The following is a 26,706-nucleotide window of genomic DNA, read 5'->3' as shown; positions in this document are numbered from 1 at the left end:
GGAGCCTACAGCCTAGGCAAACAGGATAAAGAAACCGTTAATTTGCTGCTGTTTTTTGTAGATTTTCCGCACAAAAAAGGCGCCCCACTGAGCGCCTTTCTGGATGGGATATGACCCTGAAGTTCAAGCCGCTTTACGCTTCTTCCGCCAGCCAACAAAGCCCAAGACCGCAAGGCCCGCACCATAGAGCGGCAACGCGGCCGGCAGCGGCACGGCGGAGATCTGGGTTTCTATGTCGAGCTTGTAGGGAGCAACATCTTCATTGGAAAAGGCAAATACCCATTCAGGCTGACCGGAATTGTCCAACGTTGTCAACATACCACCAATTGAAAACCATCCGTTTTGTGCCGTTGTGATATCGGCAATGGCATTGTCATTCAATGCCATCGAAAAATTAGTATTTGATTCCGATGCGTAGAAATCACGGCTTCCGTAACTTTTACCGGTCCCCAAATCCTCATAGATCGCTGGATTGGCAGCTACGTTATAGTTCAACGTCCCTGCGTCCGTAGAGACATCAAAAAACTCAACCGTTTCAAATAGGCCGCCCGCAACTTCAATAGTGTGAGTAAATCCAGAGAAAGACGCACTGACAATTACTTCATCAGGAGCTAACGACAAGCCTGACAGATCAAAAGTGAAAAAGTTTCGGTAAAGATAATTCGTGGAATCACCTACGACGATGTTGGGATTATCGTTTTTGTTATCATACCCGGAGGACCACCATCCTTGATTCAAATCGCTCGACCAAAAATTGGCGGGATTTGTACCGTACAACGGTGAATCTGCCGTTGAAAAGCTATAGGAGGCGGCCTGGGCTGTTGTTGCCAGTCCTAAACTGATAAGAAGTGCCGAAGTAATCCGAATAATATGTTTCATGATCCCCTCAATACAATTTTAAATATATTTTATTAAAACTATATTGGTTCTACTCTTGATAGCAATAATAATTTCAACTATGGTTAATGCGCTTGCCCCGGAAAGGCACAAAAAAGGCGCCCCGTTGAGCGCCTTTTAAGCTTGGAATTATGGCGGGATTAGCTGGCCGAGGCGGTCTTTTCCTCATCATGCATGACGATCACCGGCTCCATGGCGTTCAGCTCGTCATCCTCGAGGTGGCAGAGGATCGTATGGCCGGGCGAGAGTTCCTTCACCGGCGGCATTTCCGTCTCGCAGATGCTGCCGATCTTGCGCGGGCAGCGGGTCTGGAACGGGCAGCCGGGCGGCGGGTTCACCGCCGACGGGATATCGCCCTTCAGGATGATTTGTTTCTGCTCGACCGACGTATCGGCAATCGGCACGGCGGACAGGAGCGCCTCCGTGTAGGGATGGTAGGGCGGCGAGAAGACCTCGTCCGTTGTCCCCTGCTCCACGATATGGCCAAGATACATAACCACAACCCGATCAGAGAGGTAGCGGACGACGCTCAGGTCATGACTGATAAAGAGAAGCGTCGAACGAAGGTCATTCTGGATCTCGGTCAGCAGACCCGTCACCGCCGCCTGAACCGACACATCGAGCGCCGAGACCGGCTCATCGGCCACAACAACCGCCGGATTGCCGGCAAAGGCGCGGGCGATACCGATGCGCTGCTTCTGGCCGCCGGATAGCTGGCGGGGCCGTCGGTGGGCGAAGTCGCGTGGGAGTTTTACCAGGTCGAGCAGTTCATTGACCTTCTCGCGCACCTTCTCCGGTTCCTTCTCGACCCCGAATTTCCGGATCACGCGGGCAATCTGGCTGCCGACGGAATGGGACGGATTGAGGGTATCGAACGGGTTCTGGAAGACCATCTGCAGATGCCCGACGGTACGCGCCTTGCGCTTCTGCACGGAGACATGGGCGAGATCCTCCCCATTCAGGATCACCTCCCCGTCCGTGGCCTCCTCCAGCCCCATCAGGACTTTCGCGAAGGTTGACTTGCCACAGCCGGATTCCCCGACGATGGCGACGGTCTCCGCTTCACGGGCGTTGAAGTTGATATTCTCGTTCGCCTTCACGGTCTTCACCGCATCGCCGCGGATCATGGCGAAAATCGAGCTTGAGCGGATCTCGTAATATTTCTTCATGTTTTTCACATCGAGCACGATCTTGCCCGATTTGACCGATTTGACCGTGACGGCCTCATGGTCGCCCTCTGACCAGTCGATCTCCTCAAACCGGGCGCAGCGCACCCGATGTCCCTCGTCTCCGGGGACAGGGCGCATGTCGACCTTGTCGGTATTGCAGACACCGTCCGTGAAGAAGGCGCAGCGCGGCCCGAAAAAGCAGCCCTTTGGCCGCTGATGCGGCAGCGGCAACTGGCCCGGGATCGGGACCAGCGGCCGCTCGTTCTTGTCGGCACCGGGCAGGGGGATCGAGGCAAACAACCCGCTCGTATAGGGATGTTTCATGGCGTCGAAGACCTCGTTGACCGTGCCATCCTCCACCGCCTCGCCGGAATACATCACTGTCACCCGGTCGCAGGTGTCCAGTATAAGCCCGAGGTTATGGGAAATATAGATCATCGAGGTGCCGAACTCGGCGGAGATTTCCTTGACCAGCTCGACAATCCCCCGCTCCACCGTCACATCGAGCGCGGTGGTCGGCTCATCGAGGAGCAGCAGGTCCGGCTTCGACAGGAGCGCCATGGCAATCACCACGCGCTGCTGCTGCCCGCCGGAAATCTGGTGCGGATAGCTGTTCATGATCCGCTTCGGGTCCGGCAGCTTCACCGCCTCCAGCAGCTCGAGGGCGCGTGACATCGCTTCGGACCGGGTGACATCCTCATGGTAGAGTGGTACTTCCGCCAACTGGTCGCCGATCTTCATCGACGGGTTGAGGGAAGCCATCGGTTCCTGATAGATCATGGCGATCTTGGAACCCCGCAACGCGCGCAGTTCCTCTTCCGACATGGTGCGCATATCGCGCCCGTGGAAGAAGATCTCCCCGCTCTTGATATAGCCGTTGGAGCCGAGATACTGCATGATCGCGAGGGCCACGGTGGACTTGCCGCAGCCGCTCTCCCCGACGATGCCGACGCCCTGCCCCGGCATTACCTTCAGGTTAAAGTCGATGACGGCCGGGATTTCCCCGCCGCGTGTATCATAGGAGATGCAGAGATTGCGGCATTCCAGAATGGGTGTCTGTTCCATCACAATACTCCTAGTCTCTCATTGAAATTTCACGCAGACCATCGGCCAGCAGGTTAAACCCAAGCACCAGCGAGGAAATCGCCGCCGCCGGAACAATCGCCATATGTCCGGCAAAACTGCCAAGGGGCTGAGTTTCCGCAATCATCTTGCCCCAGTCCGGATCTGGCGGTGGCAGCCCGAGACCGAGATAGCCGAGCATGGCGATGGTGATGGTCGTATAGCCAAGGCGCAGGCAGGCATCAACGATCAGCGGTCCCCGAGCATTCGGCAGAAGTTCCACCAGCATGATATAGATCGAGCTTTCGCCTCGGGTTTGGGCCGCGAAAATATAGTCCCGCGTTCGAAGGTCGAGCACGAGACCCCGCACGATACGCATGATCCCCGGTGCCGAGGCAAAGGTCACGGCGAGCACGATGTTAAATCCCGTCGCGCCGAGATAGGTGATGATGATGATATAGAGTACGATCACCGGGAAGGAGAGCAATACGTTGGAAACAAAGGAGATCACCTCGTCCCACCAGCCGCCGAGATAGCCCGCGACCACCCCCATCAACATGCCGACAATATAGGCCACCAATGTTGCCATCGTCGCCCAGATCAGCACCTGCTGCGCGCCGAATATGACCCGCGAGAGAATGTCCCGGCCCTTGTGATCGGTCCCGAGCCAGTACAAGCCGCCATCGCGTGCCTCAGAAAGCGGGAACTTGAACGGTTCCAGCGGGGCATTCGGGTCATATAGCGGCAGGACCGGCGCCAGGATTGCCAGGATGACCCAGAACAAAATCAGGGCCAGGCCGAAGACGGCAATCGGGCTCTCCCGCAGCAGACCAATCGATTTGAAGAATTTGCCGATCGCGGATGGGGCGTCGTCATTGTTCTGAACTTCAGCTGTCATAACCGTCCCCCCCTTATGTAAACCGGATCCGCGGATTAAGCAGCGTGTAGCCGATATCCGAGATGAATTGCGAGAATACCGCGACAAACACGGCGACAAGAGTACAGGCCTCGATCACGAAAATATCGCCAAACAGGGCGGCATCGAGAAGCAGTTTGCCGAACCCCTTGTAGGCGAAGAACACTTCAACCACGATCACGCCGGAGAGCAGCCAGTTGAGCTGCAGGATGATCACGGTGAACGGCGCGATCAGCGCATTACGCAGCGCATGTCTCATGATCACCCGGCGATAGGGGATGCCCTTCAGCACCGCGGTGCGGATATAGTGGGACGTCATCACCTCCGCCATCGAGGCGCGTGTCATGCGCGTGGTATAGCCAAAGCCGTACATCACCAGCACGAAGACGGGCAGGAATATCTCCGCCCAGCTAAACCCGCTGGTCATTGCCGAGGTGCCGGGCAGCCAGCCCAGCCAGAACACAAAAATGGCGGAAAAGAAGGTGGCGGAGGCGAATTCCGGCACCGATGTCGTCAGCACCGATCCCACCGAGACAACCCGGTCCTGCACCGATCCTTCCTTCATGCCGGCAATCACCCCCAAGGTGAGCGAGAGCGGGATCATGAAGAGCATATACAGGCCGGCCAGAATGGCGGTGTTGCCCAGCCGGGGCCAGAGCACCTCTGAAACCGGAGATTTATACTGAATGGAATAGCCGAAATCACCGGTGAGCGCATTGCCGACCCAGGTGATGTATCGTTCGAGGAACGGCTCGTTATAGCCGTTCTGCTCAAGCCAGAGCTCCCGCTGTTCCGTGTTGGAATAAGGTCCAAGAACCTTTCCGGCAACAGCCAGCTTGTCGGATTCAAATATTGCGAAAAGCGTAAAGGAAACAATGACCATGATGAGGGCCATTGAGAGAAATCGACGAGACGCCAGTATCAGCATATTAATGCTCCCCTCGGGGCGAATAAGCACCAGAATCAGTTAAGGGCGACATCATATCGCCCTTAACTGCATTTCTTGATTTAGCTGTCGATCCAGACTTTATAGAACTGGTGGTACTGGGTCGGATGCGCTTCCACATTCATGACCTTCTCGCTCGCCAGGAAGAATTTTGGCTGCCAGATCGGCTGGATCATGATGGCGTCATCCTGGAGGATCTGTTGGACTTCCTCCATGGCGGCCTTGCGCTTTTCAGCATCCACCAGCGATTCAGCTTTATCGAGGGCCTTTTCGAACGCGGGATTGCTATACCCCGTCTCGTTCCACGGAACACCGGAGCGATAGGCCAGGCTCAAGACCATGGTGCCAAGCGGACGATGGGTCCAGGCGGTAATGCCAAATGGCGTGGTTGCCCAGACTTCCCAGTACTTGGATGCGGGCATCAGGTTGAGGTTCAGGGTTATCCCCGCCTCTGCCGCCTGGTCTTTCAGGATTTCGCAGACCTGCTGCTGCCATGGGCCATTGGTGTTGCCGACGTCGATGGTCAGTTCCAGCCCGTCCGGATAACCCGCCTCGGCGAGCAGGAGCTTGGCTTTGTCGATATCCCGCTCCCGCCGGTTCAGCGGATAATATTCAGGATGGATCGGGGAAACATGGTGATGCTCGCCGACATCGCCGCGGCCCTGATAGACAAGCTCGTTATACTTTTCCGCGTCGACACAATACATGAGTGCCTGACGGACACGTTTGTCATCAAACGGCTTCTGCGTAATGTTCATGCGCATCACACCGGTCTGTGCGGTCCGGGCTTCGAGGATTTTCATCCCCGGAATGGACTGCGCCATGCCGAGAGAGGCAATATCGAACTCATAGTTCATGTCCACCTGGCCGGAGGCGACGGCCGCCAGCTGTGCGGCGGAACCCGCGCCATGGTCGAAGTAATGGATTTCGTCGAGATAGACGTCCCCGCCCCAGTAAGGCTGGTCAACCCGTTTCAGGATCGCCTTTTCGCCAACGGCAAAATCAACGAGGGTGAACGGACCCGTGCCATTCGGCTGCTCGACAAGGTTTCCCTTGAAGTCGCGGTGAACGATCATCGTCGGATAGTTATAGAGATTTTCCGGGATCGACAGGACCGGTGAGTTCAGGTTCAGGCGGATGGTGTAGTCATCGACTTTCTCGATGGCGCCCGGCGTCATCTTCTTCGTCGCGTTGTCGCCCTCGCCCTCGCTGGTGAGCATGGAGTCGAACAGCCCGACATTGGAGGAACCGGTTGCCGGATCGAGCCAGCGGGTGAAATTGAACATCACGTCATCGGCGTTGAAGTCATCGCCGTTATGCCATTTCACACCCTTGCGGAGGTTAAATGTCCAGGTCTTGAGATCGTCGGACGCGGACCAGCTCTCCGCCAGATAGGGGCGGGTCACATTGTCGGCACCTGTAATCACAAGATATTCGCACATCTGGCGGGCGACGTTCGACGGCGGAGTCCAGCTATAGACAGCAGGATCATTCATCTCCTGCACTTCCATCGACACCTTCAGGATACCGCCCTTCTTCGGCGTGGCCGCTTCGGCCTTTATGGTAGGATCAGCGATACCGACTATCGAATAGGCGGCGGCGGCGGAAAGACCGAGCAAGGTGGAGGTACGGAGGAATTCACGGCGATCCATTTTCCCGCTGCGAAATTGTTCTGTGACAACTTCAATTTTGGGATGGATGCGTCCCGGCATCTCATGATCCATCTTCTTGACTGACATTGTAGTTAAACTCCCTGTTCAATTATTAGATCAATTTCCGAATATTTCAGTATATTTTGGTTTATTAATGTAACTGTCTCATTTTTTCGACGGTCTTTTTGTCCATATTGCGACCATAATTTTCCTGTTCACCGCAAATTATGTCGCAATTTCAATCATTGATAAACTTGGTTGACGTACAGCATAGTGAAACGAGGCGATATCCGTCAATGGAGATAGCAAAAAATATTATTTAACTAAAAAAATTAAAAAATAAATCATCAAGTTAAAAAGATGCTATATAAAAACTATATTAAATATACACCACTGAAATTCAATTACTTTGGCAGTAACTACACGATCAGAATTAACGTTATTGACAAATTAATAGAAAAGAAAAATAGAGTTTTTTACTTTTTTTACATTTAATGAATATTTAGTCTTTGATTGAATTTTCCAAGAATATTAATAGGACAGTCCAGTGAAAAACCGCCCCTCACCGCCCGTCCAACGCACTCCCTGTTTATTCCGTAAAGGATAAGGCCCGGCGGAAGAAAGTCAAATATCGCCAGAAAATAACCTATCCGTCTTTTACGGGTATAAAAAAACCCGGCGAATGCCGGGCTTTTCTAGTTCAACATAGGGCGCGTTACGCGGTGGCGGTACGCAGCATCTTCATCTTCCGCCGACGCTTCAGCCCGAGCAGGCCGAGCAATCCGGCGCCAAACGCCCAGACCGCGCCCGGCAGCGGCACGGCGGAAAGTTCCGTCACCTGCCAATCAGGGCCAGATCCAAAAATTAGACCGCCGTAACCTAATCCCGTATTAGTAACAAAGGCGTTATCGACCAAACTAAAATCAAGCGCAGTGCTTGATGAAACACTGGTAAAACCTGAATTATTGCCTCCAATCAACCAGCCGGTCAATTCACCCGCCGTGAAATTCAACCAAGCCGATCCCGCCGTCGTTTCATCAAAGCTTCCCGAAACGCTTGAAGAGCTAATATTCATTGCCAGGGAAGTTTCCAGCCCATCCTCCGGCAACGCCGTGGAGTATAAACCACCGGGCGAGCTATTGAAACCGTTCAGGTCCAGACCCGCATTATCATAGGTGAAATACCCATTATAAGTCCCATCATCCACCGTGCCGCTGAAATCAACGCGATAGAGTGCAGCCTCCGCATTTACAGAAAAAAACAATCCGCTGATGAGAGCCAATCCCAGTAATTTCTTCATTATTTCCCCCGAGTTTAAGCGCTTTAGATGTGAGCGCCGTAACTGTCAGCGCCTGGATGGCTCACAAATGTCATTTAAAAACGACCCTATAAACAAACATGAACCGTGAATATATAAATTAGATTTATAATAAATTTTATACAACTGTCAAACTATTGTTTTTACTGTAAAAAATTAACCATAAATATTGGAGAAACGTCTCATAAGGGTGCCGTAAAACTAAATGAAGGCCACATAACGAAGCTTGAATTTACAATGGCGCGGCGGGGTATTATAACGGACCCCACATGAACAATAACAATAAAAAGAGGAAGCTGTCATGCAGCGCGAGCTATTCAGTGAAGAACATGAACTTTTCCGGGCCTCTGCCCGCCGCTTTGTCGAGGAGCGGATTGCCCCCTTTCATGCCCAGTGGGAAAAAGACGGCCAGGTGAGCCGGGAAGTCTGGCTGGAAGCCGGCGAAGGCGGGTTTCTCTGCACCTCCGTACCGGAGGAGTATGGCGGCGCCGGCGGTGATTTCCTGTTCGGCGCGATCTTCCTTGAGGAACTGGCGCGCGCCGGGACCAGCGGCCCCTCCTTCCATCTGCATTCGGAAATTGTCGCGCCCTATATCACCGCCTATGGCACGGAAGAGCAAAAGAAACACTGGCTGCCCAAAATGGTCAAGGGCGAGGTTATCGTCGCCGTGGCCATGAGCGAACCCGGCGCCGGATCTGACCTGCAGAATATCCGCACCACCGCTATTGCCGACGGGGATGACTATGTGATCAACGGCCAGAAGGTCTTTATCAGTAATGGTCAGTTGGCCGATCTTATCGTGGTTGCCTGCAAGACCGATCCCGCCGCCGGTGGCAAGGGTGTATCCCTGGTACTGGTCGAGGGCGATAGGGAAGGTTTCTCACGCGGCCGCAATCTCGAAAAAGCGGGCTACAAGGCGCAGGACACGTCGGAACTCTTCTTCAATGACGTGCGGGTGCCGAAATCCAACCTGCTCGGCGTTGAAGGGCGGGGCTTTAAGCAGTTGATGCAGCAGCTTCCGCAGGAACGGCTGGTCATCGCCGTCCGCTCCGCCACCAGTATCGAGACCGCGCTCGAGTGGACCGTTGAGTATACGAAAGAGCGCAAGGCATTCGGCCAGAGCATTGCCGAGTTCCAGAACACCCGTTTCAAGCTGGCCGAGATCAAGTCGAAGGCGGTGATGATGCGGGCCTTCGTCGACAAATGCATTGCCGCGCATCTGAAAGGCGAGCTTGATTCCGTCACCGCCGCCATGGCGAAGATGCAATCGACCGAGGTTCTCTGGCAGGTCCTCGATGACTGCGTGCAGCTGCATGGCGGCTATGGCTATATGTGGGAATATCCGATCTGCCGCGCCTGGGCCGATAACCGGATGGCCCGCATTGCCGGCGGCACAACGGAAATCATGAAGGAAATCATCAGCCGCGACCTTCTCGCCGACTGATTTTCCCTGCTTAAAAAAAAGACGCCGTCGCCGAAGCGCGCGGCGTCTTTTCAGTTCAGCCGTCGACAACGGCGGCGAGTCTTTCCAACAAGACCGCCCAGCCCCCTTCATGCTCGCTGCGCATATTCATGCCGTTCAGCCATGCCACCTGTTCATGACAGATCAGGCGGGTGCCGGTGCCCTCGGGCTGGAACTCGATTGTATGCAGGGAACAGCTCATCACCCCGCCGTCCGCGTTGACCGCAACGGTAGAGACAATGCGCTGATCGGCAACGATATCGAGAAAACGGGTTTCAAATCCAACAAGCGTGGTGCCGTCCTGTTGCATTTCACTGCGCTCCAGCCCGCCGGGGCGAAAATCGAAATTCTCATAGATCATCTCCATCCCCTCCGGTGTGGGTTCCCATTTCTTGCGCGATTCCGGGTCTGTCCAGGCCGCAAACACCCGCGTGGGCGCCGCCTTGAACACGCGGCTGACGGCAATAGTCTCGTGAACGGCGGTCGGTAACTCTGTCATTGGTTGCTCCTAGCCAAGTTGGTCATTGTCCAGATACTGCTCAAGCGCATCGAGGCGCCTCACCCACATGGTGCGACGGTCCGCGAGCCAGCCCTCGATAACCTTCAGCGCTTCCGGCTGGAGATAACAGGTGCGGACACGACCGACTTTCTTTGTGGTGATGATGTTCCCCTTCTCCAGCACACCGAGATGCTGCAAAAAGGACGGCAGGGCCATCGGGAAAGGTTTCGCCAGTTCCGCGACCGTTGCCGGGCCCTGTGACAGCCTGTCGACAACGGCCCGCCGTGTCGGATCGGCAAGCGTACGGAATAAACTGTCTATGTCAGAATGATTGTTAGGCATGGGCCTAACTATATAAATTTCCGGCTCGTTGTCAATAATAGTTAGGTATGTGCCTTACTTTTTTTAATAGCGCCCCGACATGGAGACTTTTCTGATATCGGGACTGCTTCTCCTTCCTCATTGACACTTAATATAGCTTGTTATATATCTTGTTATATAAATGACAGAATGAGGACCGACATGGTTGATGATTTTGTTCGCCGTAAGGGGTATCTGACCCTCGGCACCCGCCTGAAACGTATCGGTGACCGCCTGCAGGCGGATGTCCAGCAGCTCTTCGATGCCGAGGAAATTCCGGTGCAAACAGCCCATTGTCCCCTGCTTGCCGCCCTTGATGACCTTGGGCCCCTGACGGTCGGGGATCTCGCCGAGGCCCTTGGTGTCAGTCAACCCGGCATTACAAGGACCGTGGGCCAGCTTGCCAAACAGGGCGTCGTCCGGGTAGCGCGCGGGCGCAAGGACCAGCGCACCAAGGTCGTGACCCTTACCGAGCAGGGGCGCGTGCTGGTACAACGGGGGGAACGCGATGTCTGGCCGTTGATCGACGCGTGCCTCGCCGAACTCTGTGACAATAGGCAGGCCCCCCTTCTCGACCAACTCGACACTCTGGAAAACGCCCTGAAGGACAGGTCCCTGTTCCAGCGGATCAATGCGGCGGAAAAGACGAAAATGGAGGGACAGGATGGATAGTCATATACTTGACCGGCCGATCTGGCATTCCCTCTCCACCAGCCACACGGCATTTGCGGTCGGCGATGAGGCCGCCCGGCGTTTCCGACAGGAGGTAAGCATATTTGCCGGCACCAAAGACGACAGCGCCGCCAGCCTGGCCTCTCTCGCCCGGGTCATGCCGGACAATGGCAATCTTTTCCTTATACAGGTAGCCCCCATCATCCTGCCCGACGGGATCCGCGCGGCAATGGCCGGAAAAGGAAACCAGATGGTGCTGCAGAAGCTGGCGGCATCGCGGAAGAACATCCCTCATATCGAGAAGCTGACCGACGCGGATGCGGAGGATATGCTGGCGCTGGCACTGCTGACAAGGCCCGGCCCCTACCTTCGTGACACCCGTCTTCTCGGGGACTATTGGGGCGTGAAGGAGGACGGCAAGCTCATCGCTATGGCGGGGGAACGCTTCAAGCATCCGGGGTATACCGAGATAAGCGGCGTATGCACCCATCCCGATCATCTCGGCCGTGGCCTCGCCCATGCGCTCTGCATCCGGGTGGCGGAGCGAATCCTGGACCGGGGCGAGACGCCTTATCTCCATGTTTTCTCCACCAATGTGCGGGCAATCCGGGTTTATGAAGATCTCGGCTTCAAGACCCGGCAGATGGTCAATGCGGCGAGGCTGGAGCGCGGCTGAGCCTGTCGCCGATTCCCCTTGCGTGCCCCCGCCTCATATATTATCTAGGCGGGGAAAGGGACGACCCTTGCAGCTTACGTGATTTCCGGGACGACCCGGCCATTTGAAGGAGCCAAGAAATGGCCTGGATCTACCTTGTCGCCGCCGGCATTCTTGAAATTATTTGGGCCTACTCGATGAAGCAGTCGGAAGGATTTTCCCGCCTCACGCCCAGTATCGTCACCATCGTCACCATGATCGCGAGCTTCGCGTTGCTGTCGCTGGCCATGCGCGCCCTGCCGCTCGGCACAGCCTACACGGTGTGGACGGGGATCGGCGCGGTCGGGGCATTCCTCGTCGGGGTTTTCGTGCTTGGCGAACTGGCAAGCCCGATGCGGGTGATCGCCGCGCTGCTGATCGTTTCCGGTCTGGTGCTGATGAACATGTCGTCGGACGCCTGACCTCGTGACACCGACACCCGACTATAACCCGCCACAACCGCACGCCCGCGACATCCTTTTTGAGGATGAACATCTGCTGGCGCTGAACAAGCCAAGCGGCCTTCTCTCTGTGCCCGGTCGGGGTGACCATTTGAGCGACTGCGCGGAGGCGCGGGCGAAGGCGCATGATCGCAATGCGCGCACCGTTCACCGGCTGGATATGGACACCTCCGGCATCCTACTGTTCGGCAAGGGGGCGGAGGCGCACCGCCGGCTCAGCCTCCTGTTTGCCGAGCGAAAGGTTCAAAAACGCTATCTCGCCTGGGTCGATGGCCCGCTGCGGCTGGATGCAGGCGAGATCGATCTTCCGCTCGCGGTCGACTGGCCGAACCGCCCGTTGCAGAAAATCGACAGGGAGAACGGCAAACCCTCCCTCACCTGCTGGACTGTACTGGAACGCCTGCCGGATGCGACCCTGCTGGCATTATATCCGAAGACCGGCCGCACCCATCAACTCCGCCTGCATTGCGCCGCGATCGGCCACGCCATCCTCGGCGACCGGTTTTACGCGAGCCCGGCCATTCGCAAGCGTGCCGGGCGGCTGCAACTCCATGCGGAGAGACTTGAATTTCACCATCCGATGACGGACGAGAAGATGACCCTGCACGCGCCGAGCGACCTTACCGGCCCGGTTCCCGCAAAAGACCGGTAAAAACACCCTTGTGTTCCGGTGAAAAGCACGGCCATACTGACCGCCCGTCCCGCAAATTATAACGGAGACATAATTATGGAAACGGAAGTAACCCCTGGCGCCGCCGAACCATCCCCCGGTTTTGCCAAGAACCCGGACTATCGAATTGTCCTGGAAAGTCCGGATCGGGAATTTGTCGCGACCCTGCAGGATAAAGTCCTCGCCCGCAGTCGGCGCGCCATTATCCTGCGCGAGGGAGACTATCCGCCAGTGGTTTATTTCCCGCCCGAGGATGTCCGTCTCGATCTCGCCACCATGTCGGACAAGGATACCTATTGTCCCTATAAGGGCATGGCGAGCTACTGGAATTTCGGGATCGAGAATAATCTCGCCTGGTCCTATGAAGATCCTTTTGAGGAAATGCTCGACATCAAGGGATATGTCTCCTTTTACATGGACCGGCTGGATGACCCGGTAATCTGAGAAAGCACATAATAAAGACAAGAAACGAAAAGACATGGGCAGCGTAAAAAACATCCTCTTCATCATGTGTGACCAGCTGCGGTGGGACTATCTCGCCTGCACCGGCCATCCGACCATCAAGACCCCGAATATCGACGCCCTGGCGGCGCGCGGTGTCCGGTTCACCAACAGCTTTTGCCAGGCGCCGGTGTGCGGGTCCTCGCGCATGTCCTTCTATACCGGGCGCTATGTGCAGTCCCATGGCGCGACCTATAATGGCGTCCCGCTTAAAGTAGGCGAGCCGACACTGGGCGATCACATGCGCGACCTCGGGGTTTCCGCCGGGCTGGTCGGCAAGACCCATATGGCCGCCGATATCGAGGGAATGAAGCGCCTCGGCATCGACAGGAGCAGCGTTCAGGGCGTCCTCGCCGCCGAATGCGGCTTTGAACCCTGGGAGCGCGACGACGGCCTGCATCCCGACGCCTTCACCGACCCGAACCTTGCCTATAACGTCTATCTCCGGGACAACGGGTATGTCGGCGACAATCCCTGGCATACCTATGCAAATTCCGGCGTGGATGAAACGGAGAACGTGGTCAGTGGCTGGTATCTCCGTAATACCCATCTGCCCGCCCGGGTGGACAAGGCGCATTCGGAGACCGCCTATATGACCGACCGGGCCATGCAGAAGATCACCGAGTTGGGGGAGACACCCTGGTGCCTGCACCTCAGCTATATCAAGCCGCACTGGCCCTATATCGCACCCGCCCCGTATCACAATATGTATTCGGAGTCGGATGTGATCGCCGCCAACCGCGGCGAGAGGGAAAGGGAAGACCCGCATCCGGTGATCGAGGCATTTATGAAGCATGAGGAAAGCGTCAATTTCTCCGACGAGACAAAACGCCGTCATGTCATTCCTGCCTATATGGGCCTGATCACGGAAATTGACGATCACATCGGCCGGCTGATGACCTTTCTCGAGGAACAGGGCCGGCTCGACGATACGATGATTGTCCTGACCAGCGATCACGGGGACTATCTCGGCGACCACTGGCTCGGCGAGAAGGAGATGTTCCATGAGGAAAGCGTCCGTATCCCGATGATCGTCTCCAATCCGGACAGTGCGTGCAATTCCACACGCGGCAGCGAGCTTCACGCGCTGATCGAGGCGATTGACCTTATTCCAACCTTTATCGAGGCGCTCGGTGGGGAGGCTAAACCCCATGTGCTGGAAGGAAAATCCTTTCTGCCGCTGCTCGAGGGAGACAACAGCTCCGAATGGCGCGATTTCGTGATAAGCGAGGCGGACTATTCCTGGCGCGGCGCACGTCTGTCGCTGGAGCTTTCACCGGATCATGCGCGCGCCTATATGCTCCGGACCGAGCGCTGGAAATATATCTCCTATGACATGTTCCGGCCGCAGCTTTTCGACCTGCAGAAAGACCCGGATGAGCTGATTGATCTAGGCACCAGCGATTTGCATAAGGAAATCCGTGCCGAGATGGAAGAGCGGCTCAATCAATGGCTCCGTCACCGGCGCAATCGCACGACGACGTCCCATGCAGAGATCGAGAAGAAGACGGATACCGCGAAAAAACGCGGCATCTATTTCGGCGTCTGGTAGGGATCGTTACGCGATGTCCTCATAAGGCAGGCCGACATATTGCTCGGCGAGGATGCGGCGACGATGATCCGAGGCCAGAAAGAAGTTCAGTTCTGAATCGCGGATCTTGTCCTCGATACTGTCGCTATAGAAATGATGCAGCATGTTGGTCATCCACCAGGAGAAGCGCACCCCGTGCCACACCCGGCGGAGCGTAATCTCGCTATAGCGCGCGAGCAGGTCGGTTCGCCCCTCCTTATACACCTTTGTCAGGATGCGATAGAGCGTGTTGACGTCGCTCGCCGCGAGATTGAGCCCTTTTGCGCCCGTCGGCGGCACGATATGCGCGGCATCGCCCAGCAAAAACAGGCGGCCATGCTGCATCGGCTCGACCACAAAGCTGCGGAGCGGCGCGATGCTTTTCTCGAGCGATGGACCGGTTACCAGCCGTTGCGCGGCATCCTCGGGGAGGCGATGCTTGAGCTCCTCCCAGAAGCGGTCGTCCGACCAGTTCTCCACCTTTTCATCAAGCGGCACCTGAATGTAATAGCGGCTGCGGGACGCCGAGCGCTTGCTGCAAAGTGCGAAGCCCTCATCGCTTTTCACATAGATCAGCTCGAAATTGACCGGGGGCGTATCGGACAGAAGACCGAGCCAGCCGAAGGGATACACCCGCTCATACTCGGTGAGCACTCCGGCCGGAATGCTCTGGCGGCAGACCCCGTGAAAGCCGTCGCAACCGGCGATATAGTCGCAGTCGATGCGGTGTTCTTCGCCATCCTTCTCGAACGTCACATAGGGCTTGTCGCTTTTCATGTCATGGGGGACGACATTCTCCGCTTCGTAGTAGGAAAGCTGGCCGGATTCTTCACGCGCATCCATCAGATCATGAGTAATCTCCGTCTGACCATACACGGTGACGGATTTGCCGCCCGTCAGCTCCGTCAGGTTGATGGTGTGATACGCGCCGTGAACGGCGATCTCGACCTCATGATGGATTTCACCCTCGCGCAGCATCCGCTCCGCAACGCCCGCCTCCTTCATCAGTTCGACAAATCCCTGCTCGATCACCCCGGCGCGAATCCGCCCGAGAATATATTCAGGACTTACCCGGTCGAGGATGATATTATCGATCCCCTGCCGGCTGAGTAACTGACCGAGCAGCAATCCGGAAGGGCCACTACCGATAATGGCAACTTGCGTTTTCATATATGGACCCTGCCCTACTTTTCCCAATGGCGCCATTGCAGGCTGTTACTTAGCGCAATACTATAGACACAAAGCCCGGGACCGAATTTCATTTTGGAACAAAGGGAATAAGAATTTTCTTTAAGTTAGGGAGGCTAGCGGCACTTCATGAAAGCATCCGATGAAACACCTGTTTATCTGGCGGCGGATTGTGGCGGCACCAGTTGCCGGGTGCGGCTTTTTGATGAGGATGGCCAACTGCTCTGCGAGGGTTGGGGCGGCCCCGCCAATGCCTCGCTTGGCCTGGAAGCCGTGCTGAGTGAGATTTTCCGTGCGACCCGCGATGCGCTGGCCAAGCTGGACGGACCGACAATCCCGCTTTCCCGCCTGCATGCCGGCTTCGCCATGGCAGGCCTGGTCGAGACTGAACGGCGCAAGGAGTTTCTGCGCACGCCTCACCCCTTCGCCTCCATGACGGCGGAAACGGATGCCTTTGTCGCCCAATTGGGCGCCTTCGCCGGTGGGGATGGCGGCCTGCTGATCACCGGCACCGGATCCTGTGGCTTCGCGGTCAAAGGGAAGGAAAAATTCTATATTGGCGGCTGGGGCTTTCCGGTGTCTGACCAGGGGTCGGGCGCCCGCCTGGGGCATCTTGCTGTCCGCCGCGCGTTGCAGGCCTATGACAATATTCTTCCCTCCTCACCTTTCTGCAAGAAACTGCTGGCCGAGGTCGGGATCCATCCGGCGGAGGTGTCCCGTTGGGCACGCACGGCGAAGCCCGCTGATTACGGGGCGCTTGCCGCCATCGTCATTGAACATGCCCATGCGGAAGATGAGGTCGCAAAGAACCTTGTGCTTACCGTCGCCAAGGAGGTCAACCAGCTTATCCGCGCGCTCGTCAAGCGGGGCGTGGGCGAGATTCACCATATCGGCGGCTTTGCCGAACCGATCCGACCCTGGCTCGACAAGGCCTATGGCCGCTATGAGGCGCAAGCCCGGGGGGACGTTTTTGACGGGGCGCTCCGGCTGATCAACAACCGGACCGGGCTTATCAACAAGACCGGAAAGGTTCGCATATGAAAAAGGCACTCATGAACGCGGAAATCCTGACAGGCCATAGCTGGCAGGATGAACTCGCGCTTTTGATCGAGGATGGACAGATCGCCGGTATCTGCCGGGAAGCGGAATGCCCGGCTGACTATGAATGTGAAAATCTTGACGGACGGCGCCTCGTCCCCGGTTTTATCGATACGCAGGTGAATGGCGGCGGCGGGATACTGCTGAACGAGGCGAAATCCCTCGCCGATATCGCAACCATTGCCGCCGCCCACCGAAAGTACGGCACCACGGCGATGCTGCCGACCCTGATCACCGATAGCTGGGAGACGATGGAACGGGTTGCAGGCCTGATCCGGGAGGCAATCGCGACAGGCATGCCCGGTATTCTCGGCCTACATTTTGAAGGCCCCTATCTGAATGCGGCGCGTAAGGGCGTCCATGAGGAGGTGCATATCCGCACCGTCGATGACCGCTTTGTCGATCTGGTGACCGCGGGCGATCTCGGCAAGGTGCTCGTCACTCTTGCGCCTGAAAAAGTGCCAACCACCATTATTCGGGAGCTATCGGAAAAAGGCGTGCATGTCTCCGCCGGACATAGCACCGCCAGTTTCGACGAAATGCAGGCTGCTATTGCCGCGGGCCTGACCGGCGTTACCCATCTCTATAACGCCATGCCCCCGATGGAGAGTCGCGAACCCGGCCTGATCGGGGCGGCCCTCACCTGCTCCGACTGTTACTGCGGCTTTATCAATGACGGGTATCATGTCCATCCGGCAACCTTGAAAGTTGCCATCGCGGCGAAGGGCCTCGATCGCATGATGCTGGTCACCGACGCCATGTCCACCATCGACACCCAGGCAACCCGCCTGATGTTGGGGAATAGGGAAATCACCCTCAAGGATGGTCGCTTGACCACCAAGGATGGAACACTGGCCGGCTCCGCCCTTGATATGACGTCGGCTGTTCGCAATGCCGTTACCCTGCTGGACCTTCCGCTGGAGGAGGCCATCCAGATGGCGACGGCAGTTCCGGCGGAGTTCCTCGGACTCTCTCGATCTCATGGCCTGATCGCCAGAGGCTACCGCGCTGATATTGTCTGTCTCAATCAGAAATTTCAGGTCGAGAAAAGCTGGATTGCCGGGCAATAGAGCCGCAGTTTATGAATTGACTCGCGGCGGCTTAACCTCGTAGATAGAGGCCAAATTTTCAAGACACCTATATCAGTCCTTTCGGGAGGAATAATTCCATGATGTCGCTATCAAGACGGTCGTTTAAAAAAGCGGTTCTGGGCAGCCTTGTGGCCCTCACTGCCTTCGGGGGCACCGCCCTCACCGCTGCTGCCGCAGACAAGATCACGGTCGGCGCGCTCCGCTTCACTTCGCATGCGCCGAGCTTCGTCGCATTCGAGAAAGGCTATTTCACGGACGAAGGTCTGGAAGTCGAGTTCAAGTTCTTCCAGGCTGCACAGCCGATGGCCGTTGCCATTGCCTCGGGTGATGTGGATTTCGGCATCACTGCGATTTCCGGCGGATTGATCAACCTCGCGGAAAAGGGCGCGATCAAGGTGATTGGTGGCGCGTTGCAGGAAGAGCCCGGCATTGACGGCCAGATCATTCTCGTCTCCAAGGCGGCCTATGATGAGGGCATCACCAGCCCGGAAAAACTGAAAGGCCGGAGCTTCGGCATCACGCAGGCCGGCTCCTCCTTCCATTATATGGCCTCCAAGATCGCCGAGAAGGAAGGGTTCTCCACCGCGGACATGAAGCTTGTACCGCTGCAGAAGGTTGGCGCGGTTATCGGGGCGCTCAAATCCGGACAGGTCGACAGCTGGACCATCGTGCCGCATATCGCCAAGGCCCTGTTGAAAGGCGGCGCCGTTATGCAGATCGGTATGGTTGCCGACTATATCCCCGACTATCAGGTAACGACGGTCTTTACCTCGACTGAAATTGCCGAGACCAAGCCCGACCTCGCCAAGCGCTTCCTCAAAGCTTTCTCCAGGGGCGCGGATGACTTCAATGCCGCCCTTGTCGACAAGAGCGAAGGCGAGGAAGGTGCCACCGCCATGGTGGCACTGATCCATAAATATGTGTATGCCGACCAGCCGATCGAAAAGGCCGGCCCGTCCATCCGCAACGGTGCGATGCGCGTCAACAAGGACGCTGCCCTTAACCTGACGAATATTCAGGACCAGCTTGACTGGTTCAAGGCGGAAGGCCTTGTCAAGGAAGACATCACGATCGAGACGCTGGTCAACAGTAACTTCGTCGAGACGTTCTGATCAGCCGATGGACCTCAATCTTCGCAATATCACGCACCGTTACGATGAGGTTGAGGTCCTTCGCGATATCAATCTTGATATCAAGCAGGGGCAGATTGTCTGCATCATCGGGCCGTCCGGCTGCGGGAAGTCAACCCTGCTCCGCATGATCGGCGGGCTGGAGCGCCCCGCGTCGGGCGAGGTGCTGCAACTCGGCGATCCGCCGGCAGACTGCCTCAACCCGCTTACCTATATCTTCCAGGATTTCGCGCTCCTTCCCTGGCGCACGGTGGAGGGGAATATCAGCCTCGTGCTGGAGAACCACCCCCTCGATGCCGCCGCCCGCGAGGAGATCATTGCCGATGTGCTTGCCCGCACGAAACTGAGCGATTTCAGGAAGGCCTATCCCCGGCAGCTGTCCGGCGGCATGAAACAGCGCGTCGCCATTGCCCGCGCCCTCTCCGTCCGGCCCGCCGTCCTGCTGATGGATGAGCCGCTGTCCGCCCTCGATTCCCAGACGCGGGAGCTTCTCATGGATGATCTCGTCGATCTCTGGGAGAAGGAAAACTATACCGCCGCCTACGTCACCCATAACCTTGCGGAAGCGGTCCGGCTCGGCCACAAGATTGTCGTGCTGTCCCGCCGTCCCGGAGAAATCCGCGATATCGTCGAGATTGCCATGCCGCTAAGTGACCGGACCAGTGAAAATCTGGAGCTGGAAGCCATTCAGAAACGTCTCTGGAACCTGATGCGCGATGAGGCCCGCGCCGCCGATATGGAGCTTGTGGATGAGCGATAAATCCGTCGAAGACACACTGACCGGAAAACCGGTTCCCTTCCGGGGTGGCGGCTTCTTGCCGCGTCCCAAGAAAATTGTCGCGCCCATCGTCTTTATCGGCCTGATCGCCTTCTGGGAATGGGGATGTCGCACCGGCTTTATCAGCCCGCTGATCCTGCCTGCCCCGTCGGAGGCGTTCGAGGCCTTCATGAACCTCGTGAACACGGGGCTTCTCTGGCAGCATCTCGCAGCCTCGCTGCAGCGGCTGTTGATCGGTTGGTTCTCGGGCACCATGCTCGGCATCATTGTCGGCACCCTGATCGGGCTGTTCTCGATTGCCCGGTCGGGCCTGCAACCGCTTGTCTCGGCGATCTTCCCGATCCCGAAAATCGCGCTTCTGCCGCTGTTCATCATCTGGTTCGGCATTGGCGAGGGATCAAAGGTTGCTACCATCCTGTTCGGCACCTTCTTCCCGACGGTTATCGCGACCTATGGCGGCATCGACAATGTGGACCGCGGCCTGATCCGCATGGGCCAGTCCTTCGGCCTTACGCGAATGTCGATCATCCGCAAGGTCATCCTGCCGGGCGCCCTGCCCGCCATTCTTTCCGGCACACGGATTTCCGCGGCCATCGCCATCATCCTGCTGGTTGCGGCGGAAATGATCGCGGCGGAATACGGGATCGGCGCCTATATCCTGATCGCCGGCAGCCTGATGGCGACGGACCAGCTGATTACCGGCGTTGCCATTCTTTCCTGTCTCGGGCTGATTTTCGCCTGGATCATTGGGCGGGCCGAGAAATACTTCCTGAAATGGCGCGCCTAACGCGTTTTTCAGATGGGTCCGAAAATTCCGGATAATTTTTAGGAAAATCCGATAAAGCCGGCGCATAATTAACTGTTTTTCAACCATCCCGGTGGCAGACTTGGCACATTATGACAACTGCCCTGCAATATAAAGTGCGCCCGTCCCTGGTGCCGCGAAAGCAATCGCTGACCGACATGGCCTATTCGGCCATCAAGGCGGAGATCAACGCGGGCAAAATACCGCTCGACAGCTTTATCAATATTCCCGAGATCGAGCGTCAACTGAATATGAGCCGGACCCCGATCCGGGAGGCGATGCTGCGTCTGCAGACCGAGAAGGTGGTGGAGATCGTGCCCAAGCGCGGAATCCGCATTCTCGCCCTCAGCGCGGAAGAGTTGTCAGGATATCATCAGGTCGTCGCCGGGCTGGAGCTGCAGGCGATCGGCAATATCTGTGCGCGGCGGCTGTCGCGAACGGATATCATGCCGCTGCTGTATGCGCTGTCGGGAGAGGAAACCGCGCTCCGGAGTGCGGACGAGGACGCCTGGGCCGACGCGGACGAGAGATTTCACCGCAGCCTGTTTATCCTGAACGGGAACGCCAAGCTGCAGGAGATTGGCTTGTCCTTCCGTGATGTCATACAGCGCGCCAATTTTGAGGCCCTGCGCCATATCGGGCCGGAGCATCGGGACCGCTGTCTCCGGGATCATAACGAGATCAAGACGTTCCTGCTCGCGGCCAATGAGAAGGCTGCACGCGACTGTTACCTCGAGCATAGCAAATGGCTCAGCGCCCAGATCGCCGACACCCTCAGGGAGAAGGGTGTGACCCGCCTCTAGGAGGCGGATGCCGTGGTCACGAGGCTTAACGTCCCCGGCTGCTGGCTCATGGGAATCTTGACCACGAAATCAGAGCCAATCCCTGCATAGGACGTGCAAGTGATCTCCCCACCGAGATTGCGCAAGGTTTCCTGCACCGAATAGAGGCCGATACCGAGACCGCCGCACATCTGCGCGGCATTCTTCATCCGCACGCCACGTTCAAAGATGCGTGGAATATCCTCTTCCTCGATCCCGATGCCGGTATCCTCGATTTTCAGCATCAGCCGCTCTCCCTCCAGCGAGGTGGTGATCTTGATCGCCCCACCCGTTTTCGTGTAGTTGATGGCGTTGCTGACGAGGTTGTCCAGGATCCGGCGCAGCTGCGCGGGAAAATCTATCTCGCGCCCCTCCGGTACATGGTTGACCCAGTTGAACATCAGTTGCTTGTCCTGGATAACCGTGTTGAACTTCTCCAACGTGTCAGCGATTGTCTGGCTGATCTTCTGCGTCACCGGTCCGTCGAGATTGACGGCAAGGCGCCCTTCGGTCACCGGGTTGGCCCGCGACACGAAATCGGAAACATCAGTTTTGAGGGATTCCGCGATTTCAAGCGCCCTGCGGGCAAAGTCCTTCTTGTCCTCTCCAATATGCGCCGCAAACTCCGCCACCAGTTCATTGAACTTCTGGATATCCCGGCGTATGGAAAGGCTGCCGTCGATGGTATCGTTGGTCAGCTTGTGCTCCGCCTCAAACAGGATCCGCTCGCGGATCTTGAGTTCGGAACTCTGGTCGAACAGGGCGACGATCCGCATGGTGCCGTCCCGGTTGGTGGAAAAATCGGCGCGCACCGGCAACTTGCGGCCGCTTTGCAGCTCGATCACCGTGCTGATCCGGCTGGCCCGCCCGTTTTCGAAAGACTGCACCTCGCTGCGTGGCAGGTCGGCATCGATAATCTGCGTGAGGGAGGCGCCGACGAGATTGCCGGGCTTGGTTTCCAGAAGGCGCGCCGCGGCTTTGTTGCAGTGGCGGATGATCTTGTCCGGTCCGGCAAGGAGGAACGGCACGGTCGAATAGTCGAGGAACCCTTCCAGAAGTGACTTGGTTTCAGATTTCTCCTGGAGCGCGCGGCGCTTCAGATACTCAAACCGCAATCCCATCACGACCGCAATGGTCAGCAGCAGGCCGATCGCCAGCAGAGTGGTGTAGAGAGACTGCAGGTTATTGCGGTCCTGATCCATCGCCCCGAGGACCAGCGTGCGGACTTCCGCTTTCTCTTTTTCATAGAGATCAAGGATTTTACGAAAGGCGTCGAACGCAGGTTTATCATTGATAGAGATGGCACTGTCGATCTCGGCAATGGACTTGCCCTCTTCGCGCAGTTGATCGACGCGGTTAATGGACACGAAATAATCGCGGAGCGTCGCGTCAATTGCCGCGATTTCCGTCTCGACAGCTTCCCCAAAATGCGCCCGGAGGATTTGCAACTCTTCGCGGGCATCATCGAAATGGGTGAAGAACTGGTTTTTGTCCTCAATATTTCCCCGAATTAAATAATCTTTATAGTTGTGGACCATATTGTGGAAACCGACAAGGCTCATCACCTGTTCGCTGTTATTGGTGGTGGCGCTGAAATGCTGGTCCGCGTCCAGCCAACGGGCCGGTGCATTCACCGTATAAACCTGATAGGTCCAGAAAAAAAGCAAGGCAAAAAGCGCCGCCAAAAAGGCGAGAATAACCCCGAAATTCCTATGAAAATGCTCCGTCACGTGAAAAATTCCTTACATCGATACTCAATACAAAAACGATGGTCACAATGGTCCTATAGATAATTTCACAGGAAATTATTAATATATCGTTAATTTGCGATGATCTCGGCAGAAGGAATTTTCAGATGGGTTTATTCTGTGGCATTTATGATGCTTTTTTATAAATTTTTACCCATTTTACAAGTATCCAATACAATCATGGCGAAACTATGATTGAATCGGTTTACTCGCATTTTTTCGATAAAAGAACGACCTGATCCCTGCACCGGATATCAGAAGCCGCCCTCAAGCCGGCGCCGGGCACATGAGCCGAGCCCCACCATCACGCCATGACCGTGTTGATTTTTACTTCGGAATGCAGGGTCTGATGCACCGGACAGCGATCGGCGATTTCCATCAGGCGGTCCTTCTGCTCGTCGGATAATTCGCCGGTAAGTTCTATTTCCCGGTCAATCACATCGATCTTGCCGGTCTTTTCCTCGCAATCGGCGCAGTCTTTTGCGTGAATTTTCTTGTGGCTGAGCCGCACGGCGACATTCTCGAGCGGCCATTTCTTGCGATCCGCATACATCCTGATGGTCATGGAGGTGCAGGCCCCAAGGCCGGACAGCAGCAGGTCATAGGGCGAAGGCCCGCGGTTTGTACCGCCATAGTCGAGCGGTTCGTCGGAAAGCAGGGAGTGCCCGCTGCTGTCGACATATTGCAGGAATTTCTCAGGCGGCGCCCCGATGACCAGGGTATCCCCCTCCCCGGCCCGCAGGCCCGTCTTGGGCAACGAGCGGGAAAGATCGGGAATATAGCGTTTCGCCCAGCTCGCGATCACTTCTGCAACATACTGGGAATCCTGCTTGCGGCTGAGCAGGTGATCGGCCTTGTCGAGCGAGATAAAGCTTTTCGGATGCTTGGCGGCGACGAAAATATTGGTGGCGTTATTGATCCCGACCACATTGTCGATGGGGCTATGAAAGACCAGCAGGGCCTTGCGCAGCTTGCCGAGCTTGTCCGCCTGCTTCTGGTCCTCGATATCCTCCAGGAACTGGCGGCTGACATTAAAGGGTCGCCCGCCGATGTCGACCTTGACGACTCCCTCTTTCTTTATCTTCTCATGCTGGTCAACAAAATGCTGCCCGACATGGGCCGGATCGAAAGGCGCGCCGATGGTGGCCACGGCTTTTGCATCCGGTATCTCAGAGGCGGCCGCCAGCACCGCTGCCCCGCCCAGACTGTGACCGATCAGCAGTTTCGGGGCCTCATATTTCTCCGCGAGAAATTCCGCCGCACAGAGGAGATCGGCGATATTGGAGGTGAAATTGGTATTCTCGAATTCCCCGTCACTCTCCCCGAGGCCGGTAAAATCAAACCGCAGCGTGGCGATGCCGAGATTGGCAAGGGCACCGGCGACGCGTGAGGCGGCGAACACTTCCTTCGAGCAGGTGAAGCAATGGGCGAACAGCGCATACATCAACGGTGCGCCGACTGGCAGATCCAGCCGTGCCGCCAGTTGACCACTGGTCCCTTCGAACATCACTTTTTCCGAGCGCATCTGCCTCTCCTTCTCCGGTTGGGGATCACTTCCAGTAGGGATCCCTGAGTTCACGTTTGACCACCTTGCCAAGGGCATTGCGCGGGAATTCGTCGCGCAGTTCCGCGTCGATGATCCGCTGGCTCTTGGCAAGACGGTTATTGGCCCAGCTCACAATTTCCGCCGTATCCTCAAGACCTTTCCGCCCAATAATGAGCGCGAGCGGGGTCTCTCCCCATTTTTCATGGGGGATGCCGATCACGGTGACGTCGAGGACATCCGGATGCTCCCCGATGATCGTCTCGATATCCGTCGGGAAGATATTGAACCCGCCCGAGATGATCATGTCCTTCTTGCGGTCCATGATATAGAGATAACCATCCTCGTCGATACGGCCAATATCACCCGACCGGAGGAAGGACCGCCCATGCCTGTCCTTGACGATGATTTCCGCTGTCTGTTCCTCGCGCTTGTAATAGGCCTTCATCATGCCCGCGCCATAGCCGCAAATCTCACCGGACTCCCCGCGTGCCAGTTCCTTGCCGTCATCATCGAAGATCTTGAGATCGAAGCCCAGCACCGGCAGGCCAACGCTGCCCGGCTTGATGGCATGCATATGGGGCTTGCACATGGAGCCAAATCCCTCCGAACAACCATAAAGCTCAACCAGGTTGGGCGTCAAACGCTTGAGGACGTCCGCTTTCGTATCCGGACGGAGCGGTGATCCCGCGCAGAGAACCGTCTCAAGATGGCCAAGGTCGTAGTCATCGAATTCCGGGTGATCGAGGGTGACGATAAATTGTGTCGGGACCATGAAGGTATGGGTGATCTTATGCTCAACCGCCGTTTTCAGGAACGCCTCCGGGCTGAATTCCGGCAGGATCACCAGCGTGCCGCCAACAAACAGCACGGGCAGCATCATCAACCAGGTGCCGTTGGAATAAAGGGAGGTTGTCGTCATCGCCCGGGCATCGCTGTGAAAGCGTAGTTCAAGCGCGTTGCTGTAGGACCAGTGCTGCCGCGCCCGGTGGGTCTGGACAATCCCCTTCGGCAGCCCCGTCGTGCCGGAGCTGTAGATGATGTTGAAGTCATCCTCAAGCCGGTAATCAACCGTCGGCATTTGATCGGAAGCATTTTCAAGAAAATGCACGAATTCCACCCAGCCCTCGGCCCGGAAGTCTGCCGCGATAAAATTCCCGGCGTCAATTTTGGTGAGCCTGTCCCGGATCGTCTCGATCCGTTCAAGATAGCTGTTGGTCGCAATCAGGAAGGAGGCGTCGCAGTCGTCAATCAGGACGGCGAGCTGTTCCGCCGTCAGTAACCCGCTGAGCGGCACCACGCAGGCACCGGCCCGCGTCACACCGTAGATAATCTCCACCGCCTCAATATTGTTGCTGACCAGCACCGCGACCTTGTCGCCCCGGCCGATCCCGCGGGCCATCAGCGCGTTGGCGATCCGGCTCATATTCTTGTCGAACTCTCCCCAGGAACGGCGGATATTACCGCAGATCAGGGCATCTTTATCCGGGCTGAAGGTGGCGTGGGTATGCCAGAGGTCGGGCAGGAATACGTTGGTATCGTCGATTGCGGTCATTTTTCCCCCTTTTTTTATTCTAATTTAGGAGAATGATAACCGAACCGGAGGCGCCGTCAAAGTCAATGTGACGTGACTAGTTCAACAGCAAGACCCTCGC

25 protein-coding genes are annotated in these 26,706 nt (G+C 56.7%); 13 read left to right on the top strand and 12 right to left on the bottom strand.

Annotated elements, in window-relative coordinates:
- Window positions 1–123: 123 nt before the first annotated feature.
- From J0X12_RS14225 to J0X12_RS14200, 6 genes are all read right to left on the bottom strand, one after another.
- Window positions 124–879 (bottom strand): VPLPA-CTERM sorting domain-containing protein, encoded by a 756-nt coding sequence (locus tag J0X12_RS14225; RefSeq protein WP_207046964.1) that lies wholly within the window; start codon window positions 877–879, stop codon window positions 124–126.
- Window positions 880–1,037: 158 nt separating this feature from the next.
- Window positions 1,038–3,131: a dipeptide ABC transporter ATP-binding protein gene (locus J0X12_RS14220; protein ID WP_207046962.1), complete on the bottom strand. Its 2,094-nt coding sequence runs from the start codon at window positions 3,129–3,131 to the stop codon at window positions 1,038–1,040.
- A gap of 10 nt (window positions 3,132–3,141) precedes the next feature.
- Window positions 3,142–4,026: an ABC transporter permease gene (locus J0X12_RS14215; RefSeq protein WP_207046960.1), complete on the bottom strand. Its 885-nt coding sequence runs from the start codon at window positions 4,024–4,026 to the stop codon at window positions 3,142–3,144.
- A gap of 13 nt (window positions 4,027–4,039) precedes the next feature.
- Window positions 4,040–4,972 carry an ABC transporter permease gene (locus J0X12_RS14210; RefSeq protein ID WP_207046958.1) on the bottom strand — a complete coding sequence of 311 codons (933 nt, stop codon included), beginning with the start codon at window positions 4,970–4,972 and terminating at the stop codon, window positions 4,040–4,042.
- An 80-nt stretch (window positions 4,973–5,052) separates the two neighbouring features.
- The gene (locus tag J0X12_RS14205; protein WP_207046955.1) at window positions 5,053–6,729 is read right to left on the bottom strand and encodes an ABC transporter substrate-binding protein; all 1,677 of its coding nucleotides are present in this window, start codon (window positions 6,727–6,729) and stop codon (window positions 5,053–5,055) included.
- Window positions 6,730–7,357: 628 nt separating this feature from the next.
- Window positions 7,358–7,942: a hypothetical protein gene (locus J0X12_RS14200; RefSeq protein ID WP_207046953.1), complete on the bottom strand. Its 585-nt coding sequence runs from the start codon at window positions 7,940–7,942 to the stop codon at window positions 7,358–7,360.
- A gap of 319 nt (window positions 7,943–8,261) precedes the next feature.
- Here J0X12_RS14200 and J0X12_RS14195 point away from each other — a divergent pair, with 319 nt between their 5' ends.
- Complete coding sequence (locus J0X12_RS14195; RefSeq protein ID WP_207046951.1) at window positions 8,262–9,404, top strand: acyl-CoA dehydrogenase family protein; 1,143 nt, start codon at window positions 8,262–8,264, stop codon at window positions 9,402–9,404.
- Between the two features lie 55 nt (window positions 9,405–9,459).
- On the opposite strand, the gene J0X12_RS14190 is transcribed toward J0X12_RS14195, so the two are convergent.
- Window positions 9,460–9,921: an SRPBCC domain-containing protein gene (locus tag J0X12_RS14190; protein WP_207046949.1), complete on the bottom strand. Its 462-nt coding sequence runs from the start codon at window positions 9,919–9,921 to the stop codon at window positions 9,460–9,462.
- A 9-nt stretch (window positions 9,922–9,930) separates the two neighbouring features.
- A complete protein-coding gene (locus tag J0X12_RS14185; protein ID WP_207046947.1) occupies window positions 9,931–10,263 on the bottom strand; it encodes an ArsR/SmtB family transcription factor in 333 nt (110 codons plus the stop codon).
- Between the two features lie 180 nt (window positions 10,264–10,443).
- Here J0X12_RS14185 and J0X12_RS14180 point away from each other — a divergent pair, with 180 nt between their 5' ends.
- The 6 genes from J0X12_RS14180 to J0X12_RS14155 all read left to right on the top strand — a co-directional run bounded on the left by J0X12_RS14180 (window position 10,444) and on the right by J0X12_RS14155 (window position 14,831).
- Window positions 10,444–10,953, top strand: a complete 510-nt coding sequence (locus J0X12_RS14180) for a MarR family winged helix-turn-helix transcriptional regulator (RefSeq protein ID WP_207046945.1) — start codon at window positions 10,444–10,446, stop codon at window positions 10,951–10,953.
- Entirely contained in the window at window positions 10,946–11,629 is a 684-nt protein-coding gene (locus J0X12_RS14175) for a GNAT family N-acetyltransferase (protein WP_207046943.1), read from the top strand. The genes J0X12_RS14180 and J0X12_RS14175 overlap by 8 nt, the downstream gene beginning before the upstream one ends.
- 119 nt (window positions 11,630–11,748) lie before the next feature.
- Window positions 11,749–12,069, top strand: coding sequence for a DMT family transporter (locus tag J0X12_RS14170; RefSeq protein ID WP_207046941.1), 321 nt, complete (start codon window positions 11,749–11,751; stop codon window positions 12,067–12,069).
- Between the two features lie 4 nt (window positions 12,070–12,073).
- Complete coding sequence (locus tag J0X12_RS14165) at window positions 12,074–12,760, top strand: RluA family pseudouridine synthase (protein ID WP_207046939.1); 687 nt, start codon at window positions 12,074–12,076, stop codon at window positions 12,758–12,760.
- Between the two features lie 75 nt (window positions 12,761–12,835).
- Window positions 12,836–13,222, top strand: coding sequence for a DUF427 domain-containing protein (locus tag J0X12_RS14160; RefSeq protein WP_207046937.1), 387 nt, complete (start codon window positions 12,836–12,838; stop codon window positions 13,220–13,222).
- 34 nt (window positions 13,223–13,256) lie between these two features.
- Window positions 13,257–14,831 carry an alkaline phosphatase family protein gene (locus J0X12_RS14155; RefSeq protein WP_207046936.1) on the top strand — a complete coding sequence of 525 codons (1,575 nt, stop codon included), beginning with the start codon at window positions 13,257–13,259 and terminating at the stop codon, window positions 14,829–14,831.
- A gap of 6 nt (window positions 14,832–14,837) precedes the next feature.
- Here J0X12_RS14155 and pobA read toward each other — a convergent pair whose 3' ends face one another.
- A complete protein-coding gene (gene pobA, locus J0X12_RS14150) occupies window positions 14,838–16,019 on the bottom strand; it encodes a 4-hydroxybenzoate 3-monooxygenase (protein WP_207046934.1) in 1,182 nt (393 codons plus the stop codon).
- A gap of 147 nt (window positions 16,020–16,166) precedes the next feature.
- On the opposite strand from pobA, the gene J0X12_RS14145 reads away from it, so the two are divergent.
- From J0X12_RS14145 to J0X12_RS14120, 6 genes are all read left to right on the top strand, one after another.
- Window positions 16,167–17,078: a glucosamine kinase nucleotide-binding domain-containing protein gene (locus J0X12_RS14145; protein ID WP_207046932.1), complete on the top strand. Its 912-nt coding sequence runs from the start codon at window positions 16,167–16,169 to the stop codon at window positions 17,076–17,078.
- Entirely contained in the window at window positions 17,075–18,205 is a 1,131-nt protein-coding gene (nagA, locus tag J0X12_RS14140) for an N-acetylglucosamine-6-phosphate deacetylase (protein ID WP_207046930.1), read from the top strand. The genes J0X12_RS14145 and nagA overlap by 4 nt, the downstream gene beginning before the upstream one ends.
- A gap of 98 nt (window positions 18,206–18,303) precedes the next feature.
- The gene (locus tag J0X12_RS14135; RefSeq protein ID WP_207046928.1) at window positions 18,304–19,338 is read left to right on the top strand and encodes an ABC transporter substrate-binding protein; all 1,035 of its coding nucleotides are present in this window, start codon (window positions 18,304–18,306) and stop codon (window positions 19,336–19,338) included.
- A 7-nt stretch (window positions 19,339–19,345) separates the two neighbouring features.
- Entirely contained in the window at window positions 19,346–20,116 is a 771-nt protein-coding gene (locus J0X12_RS14130; RefSeq protein WP_207046926.1) for an ABC transporter ATP-binding protein, read from the top strand.
- On the top strand, window positions 20,106–20,921 hold the full coding sequence (locus J0X12_RS14125) for an ABC transporter permease (protein ID WP_207046924.1): 816 nt from the start codon (window positions 20,106–20,108) through the stop codon (window positions 20,919–20,921). Before J0X12_RS14130 ends, J0X12_RS14125 begins: the two co-directional genes overlap by 11 nt.
- A 110-nt stretch (window positions 20,922–21,031) precedes the next feature.
- Window positions 21,032–21,742 carry a GntR family transcriptional regulator gene (locus J0X12_RS14120; protein WP_207046922.1) on the top strand — a complete coding sequence of 237 codons (711 nt, stop codon included), beginning with the start codon at window positions 21,032–21,034 and terminating at the stop codon, window positions 21,740–21,742.
- On the opposite strand, the gene J0X12_RS14115 is transcribed toward J0X12_RS14120, so the two are convergent.
- The 3 genes from J0X12_RS14115 to J0X12_RS14105 form a co-directional block, all read right to left on the bottom strand.
- Window positions 21,739–23,490, bottom strand: a complete 1,752-nt coding sequence (locus J0X12_RS14115) for an ATP-binding protein (protein ID WP_207046920.1) — start codon at window positions 23,488–23,490, stop codon at window positions 21,739–21,741. The genes J0X12_RS14120 and J0X12_RS14115 overlap by 4 nt on opposite strands.
- 322 nt (window positions 23,491–23,812) lie before the next feature.
- Complete coding sequence (locus J0X12_RS14110; protein WP_207046918.1) at window positions 23,813–25,033, bottom strand: bifunctional alpha/beta hydrolase/OsmC family protein; 1,221 nt, start codon at window positions 25,031–25,033, stop codon at window positions 23,813–23,815.
- A 25-nt stretch (window positions 25,034–25,058) separates the two neighbouring features.
- Window positions 25,059–26,606, bottom strand: a complete 1,548-nt coding sequence (locus J0X12_RS14105; RefSeq protein ID WP_207046917.1) for a class I adenylate-forming enzyme family protein — start codon at window positions 26,604–26,606, stop codon at window positions 25,059–25,061.
- Window positions 26,607–26,706 lie beyond the last annotated feature (100 nt).

The sequence above is a fragment of the Sneathiella sedimenti genome, from assembly GCF_017313765.1.
In the GTDB taxonomy this organism is placed as follows: Bacteria; Pseudomonadota; Alphaproteobacteria; order Sneathiellales; family Sneathiellaceae; genus Sneathiella; species Sneathiella sedimenti.
Note: the sequence above shows the minus strand (reverse complement) of the source record. Positions and strands in the feature narration are given on the sequence as shown.

Bases quoted from the DNA above. Each gene is read 5' to 3' on its own strand.
- J0X12_RS14170 (WP_207046941.1), top strand. From the start codon at position 11,749: ATGGCCTGGATCTACCTTGTCGCCGCCGGCATTCTTGAAATTATTTGG.
- J0X12_RS14185 (WP_207046947.1), bottom strand. From the start codon at position 10,263: ATGCCTAACAATCATTCTGACATAGACAGTTTATTCCGTACGCTTGCC.
- J0X12_RS14210 (WP_207046958.1), bottom strand. From the start codon at position 4,972: ATGCTGATACTGGCGTCTCGTCGATTTCTCTCAATGGCCCTCATCATG.
- J0X12_RS14120 (WP_207046922.1), top strand. From the start codon at position 21,032: ATGACAACTGCCCTGCAATATAAAGTGCGCCCGTCCCTGGTGCCGCGA.
- J0X12_RS14220 (WP_207046962.1), bottom strand. From the start codon at position 3,131: ATGGAACAGACACCCATTCTGGAATGCCGCAATCTCTGCATCTCCTAT.
- J0X12_RS14190 (WP_207046949.1), bottom strand. From the start codon at position 9,921: ATGACAGAGTTACCGACCGCCGTTCACGAGACTATTGCCGTCAGCCGC.
- J0X12_RS14160 (WP_207046937.1), top strand. From the start codon at position 12,836: ATGGAAACGGAAGTAACCCCTGGCGCCGCCGAACCATCCCCCGGTTTT.
- J0X12_RS14195 (WP_207046951.1), top strand. From the start codon at position 8,262: ATGCAGCGCGAGCTATTCAGTGAAGAACATGAACTTTTCCGGGCCTCT.
- J0X12_RS14135 (WP_207046928.1), top strand. From the start codon at position 18,304: ATGATGTCGCTATCAAGACGGTCGTTTAAAAAAGCGGTTCTGGGCAGC.
- J0X12_RS14145 (WP_207046932.1), top strand. From the start codon at position 16,167: ATGAAAGCATCCGATGAAACACCTGTTTATCTGGCGGCGGATTGTGGC.
- J0X12_RS14205 (WP_207046955.1), bottom strand. From the start codon at position 6,729: ATGTCAGTCAAGAAGATGGATCATGAGATGCCGGGACGCATCCATCCC.
- J0X12_RS14180 (WP_207046945.1), top strand. From the start codon at position 10,444: ATGGTTGATGATTTTGTTCGCCGTAAGGGGTATCTGACCCTCGGCACC.
- J0X12_RS14215 (WP_207046960.1), bottom strand. From the start codon at position 4,026: ATGACAGCTGAAGTTCAGAACAATGACGACGCCCCATCCGCGATCGGC.
- pobA (WP_207046934.1), bottom strand. From the start codon at position 16,019: ATGAAAACGCAAGTTGCCATTATCGGTAGTGGCCCTTCCGGATTGCTG.
- J0X12_RS14130 (WP_207046926.1), top strand. From the start codon at position 19,346: ATGGACCTCAATCTTCGCAATATCACGCACCGTTACGATGAGGTTGAG.
- J0X12_RS14225 (WP_207046964.1), bottom strand. From the start codon at position 879: ATGAAACATATTATTCGGATTACTTCGGCACTTCTTATCAGTTTAGGA.
- J0X12_RS14155 (WP_207046936.1), top strand. From the start codon at position 13,257: ATGGGCAGCGTAAAAAACATCCTCTTCATCATGTGTGACCAGCTGCGG.
- J0X12_RS14175 (WP_207046943.1), top strand. From the start codon at position 10,946: ATGGATAGTCATATACTTGACCGGCCGATCTGGCATTCCCTCTCCACC.
- nagA (WP_207046930.1), top strand. From the start codon at position 17,075: ATGAAAAAGGCACTCATGAACGCGGAAATCCTGACAGGCCATAGCTGG.
- J0X12_RS14110 (WP_207046918.1), bottom strand. From the start codon at position 25,033: ATGCGCTCGGAAAAAGTGATGTTCGAAGGGACCAGTGGTCAACTGGCG.
- J0X12_RS14200 (WP_207046953.1), bottom strand. From the start codon at position 7,942: ATGAAGAAATTACTGGGATTGGCTCTCATCAGCGGATTGTTTTTTTCT.
- J0X12_RS14105 (WP_207046917.1), bottom strand. From the start codon at position 26,606: ATGACCGCAATCGACGATACCAACGTATTCCTGCCCGACCTCTGGCAT.
- J0X12_RS14125 (WP_207046924.1), top strand. From the start codon at position 20,106: ATGAGCGATAAATCCGTCGAAGACACACTGACCGGAAAACCGGTTCCC.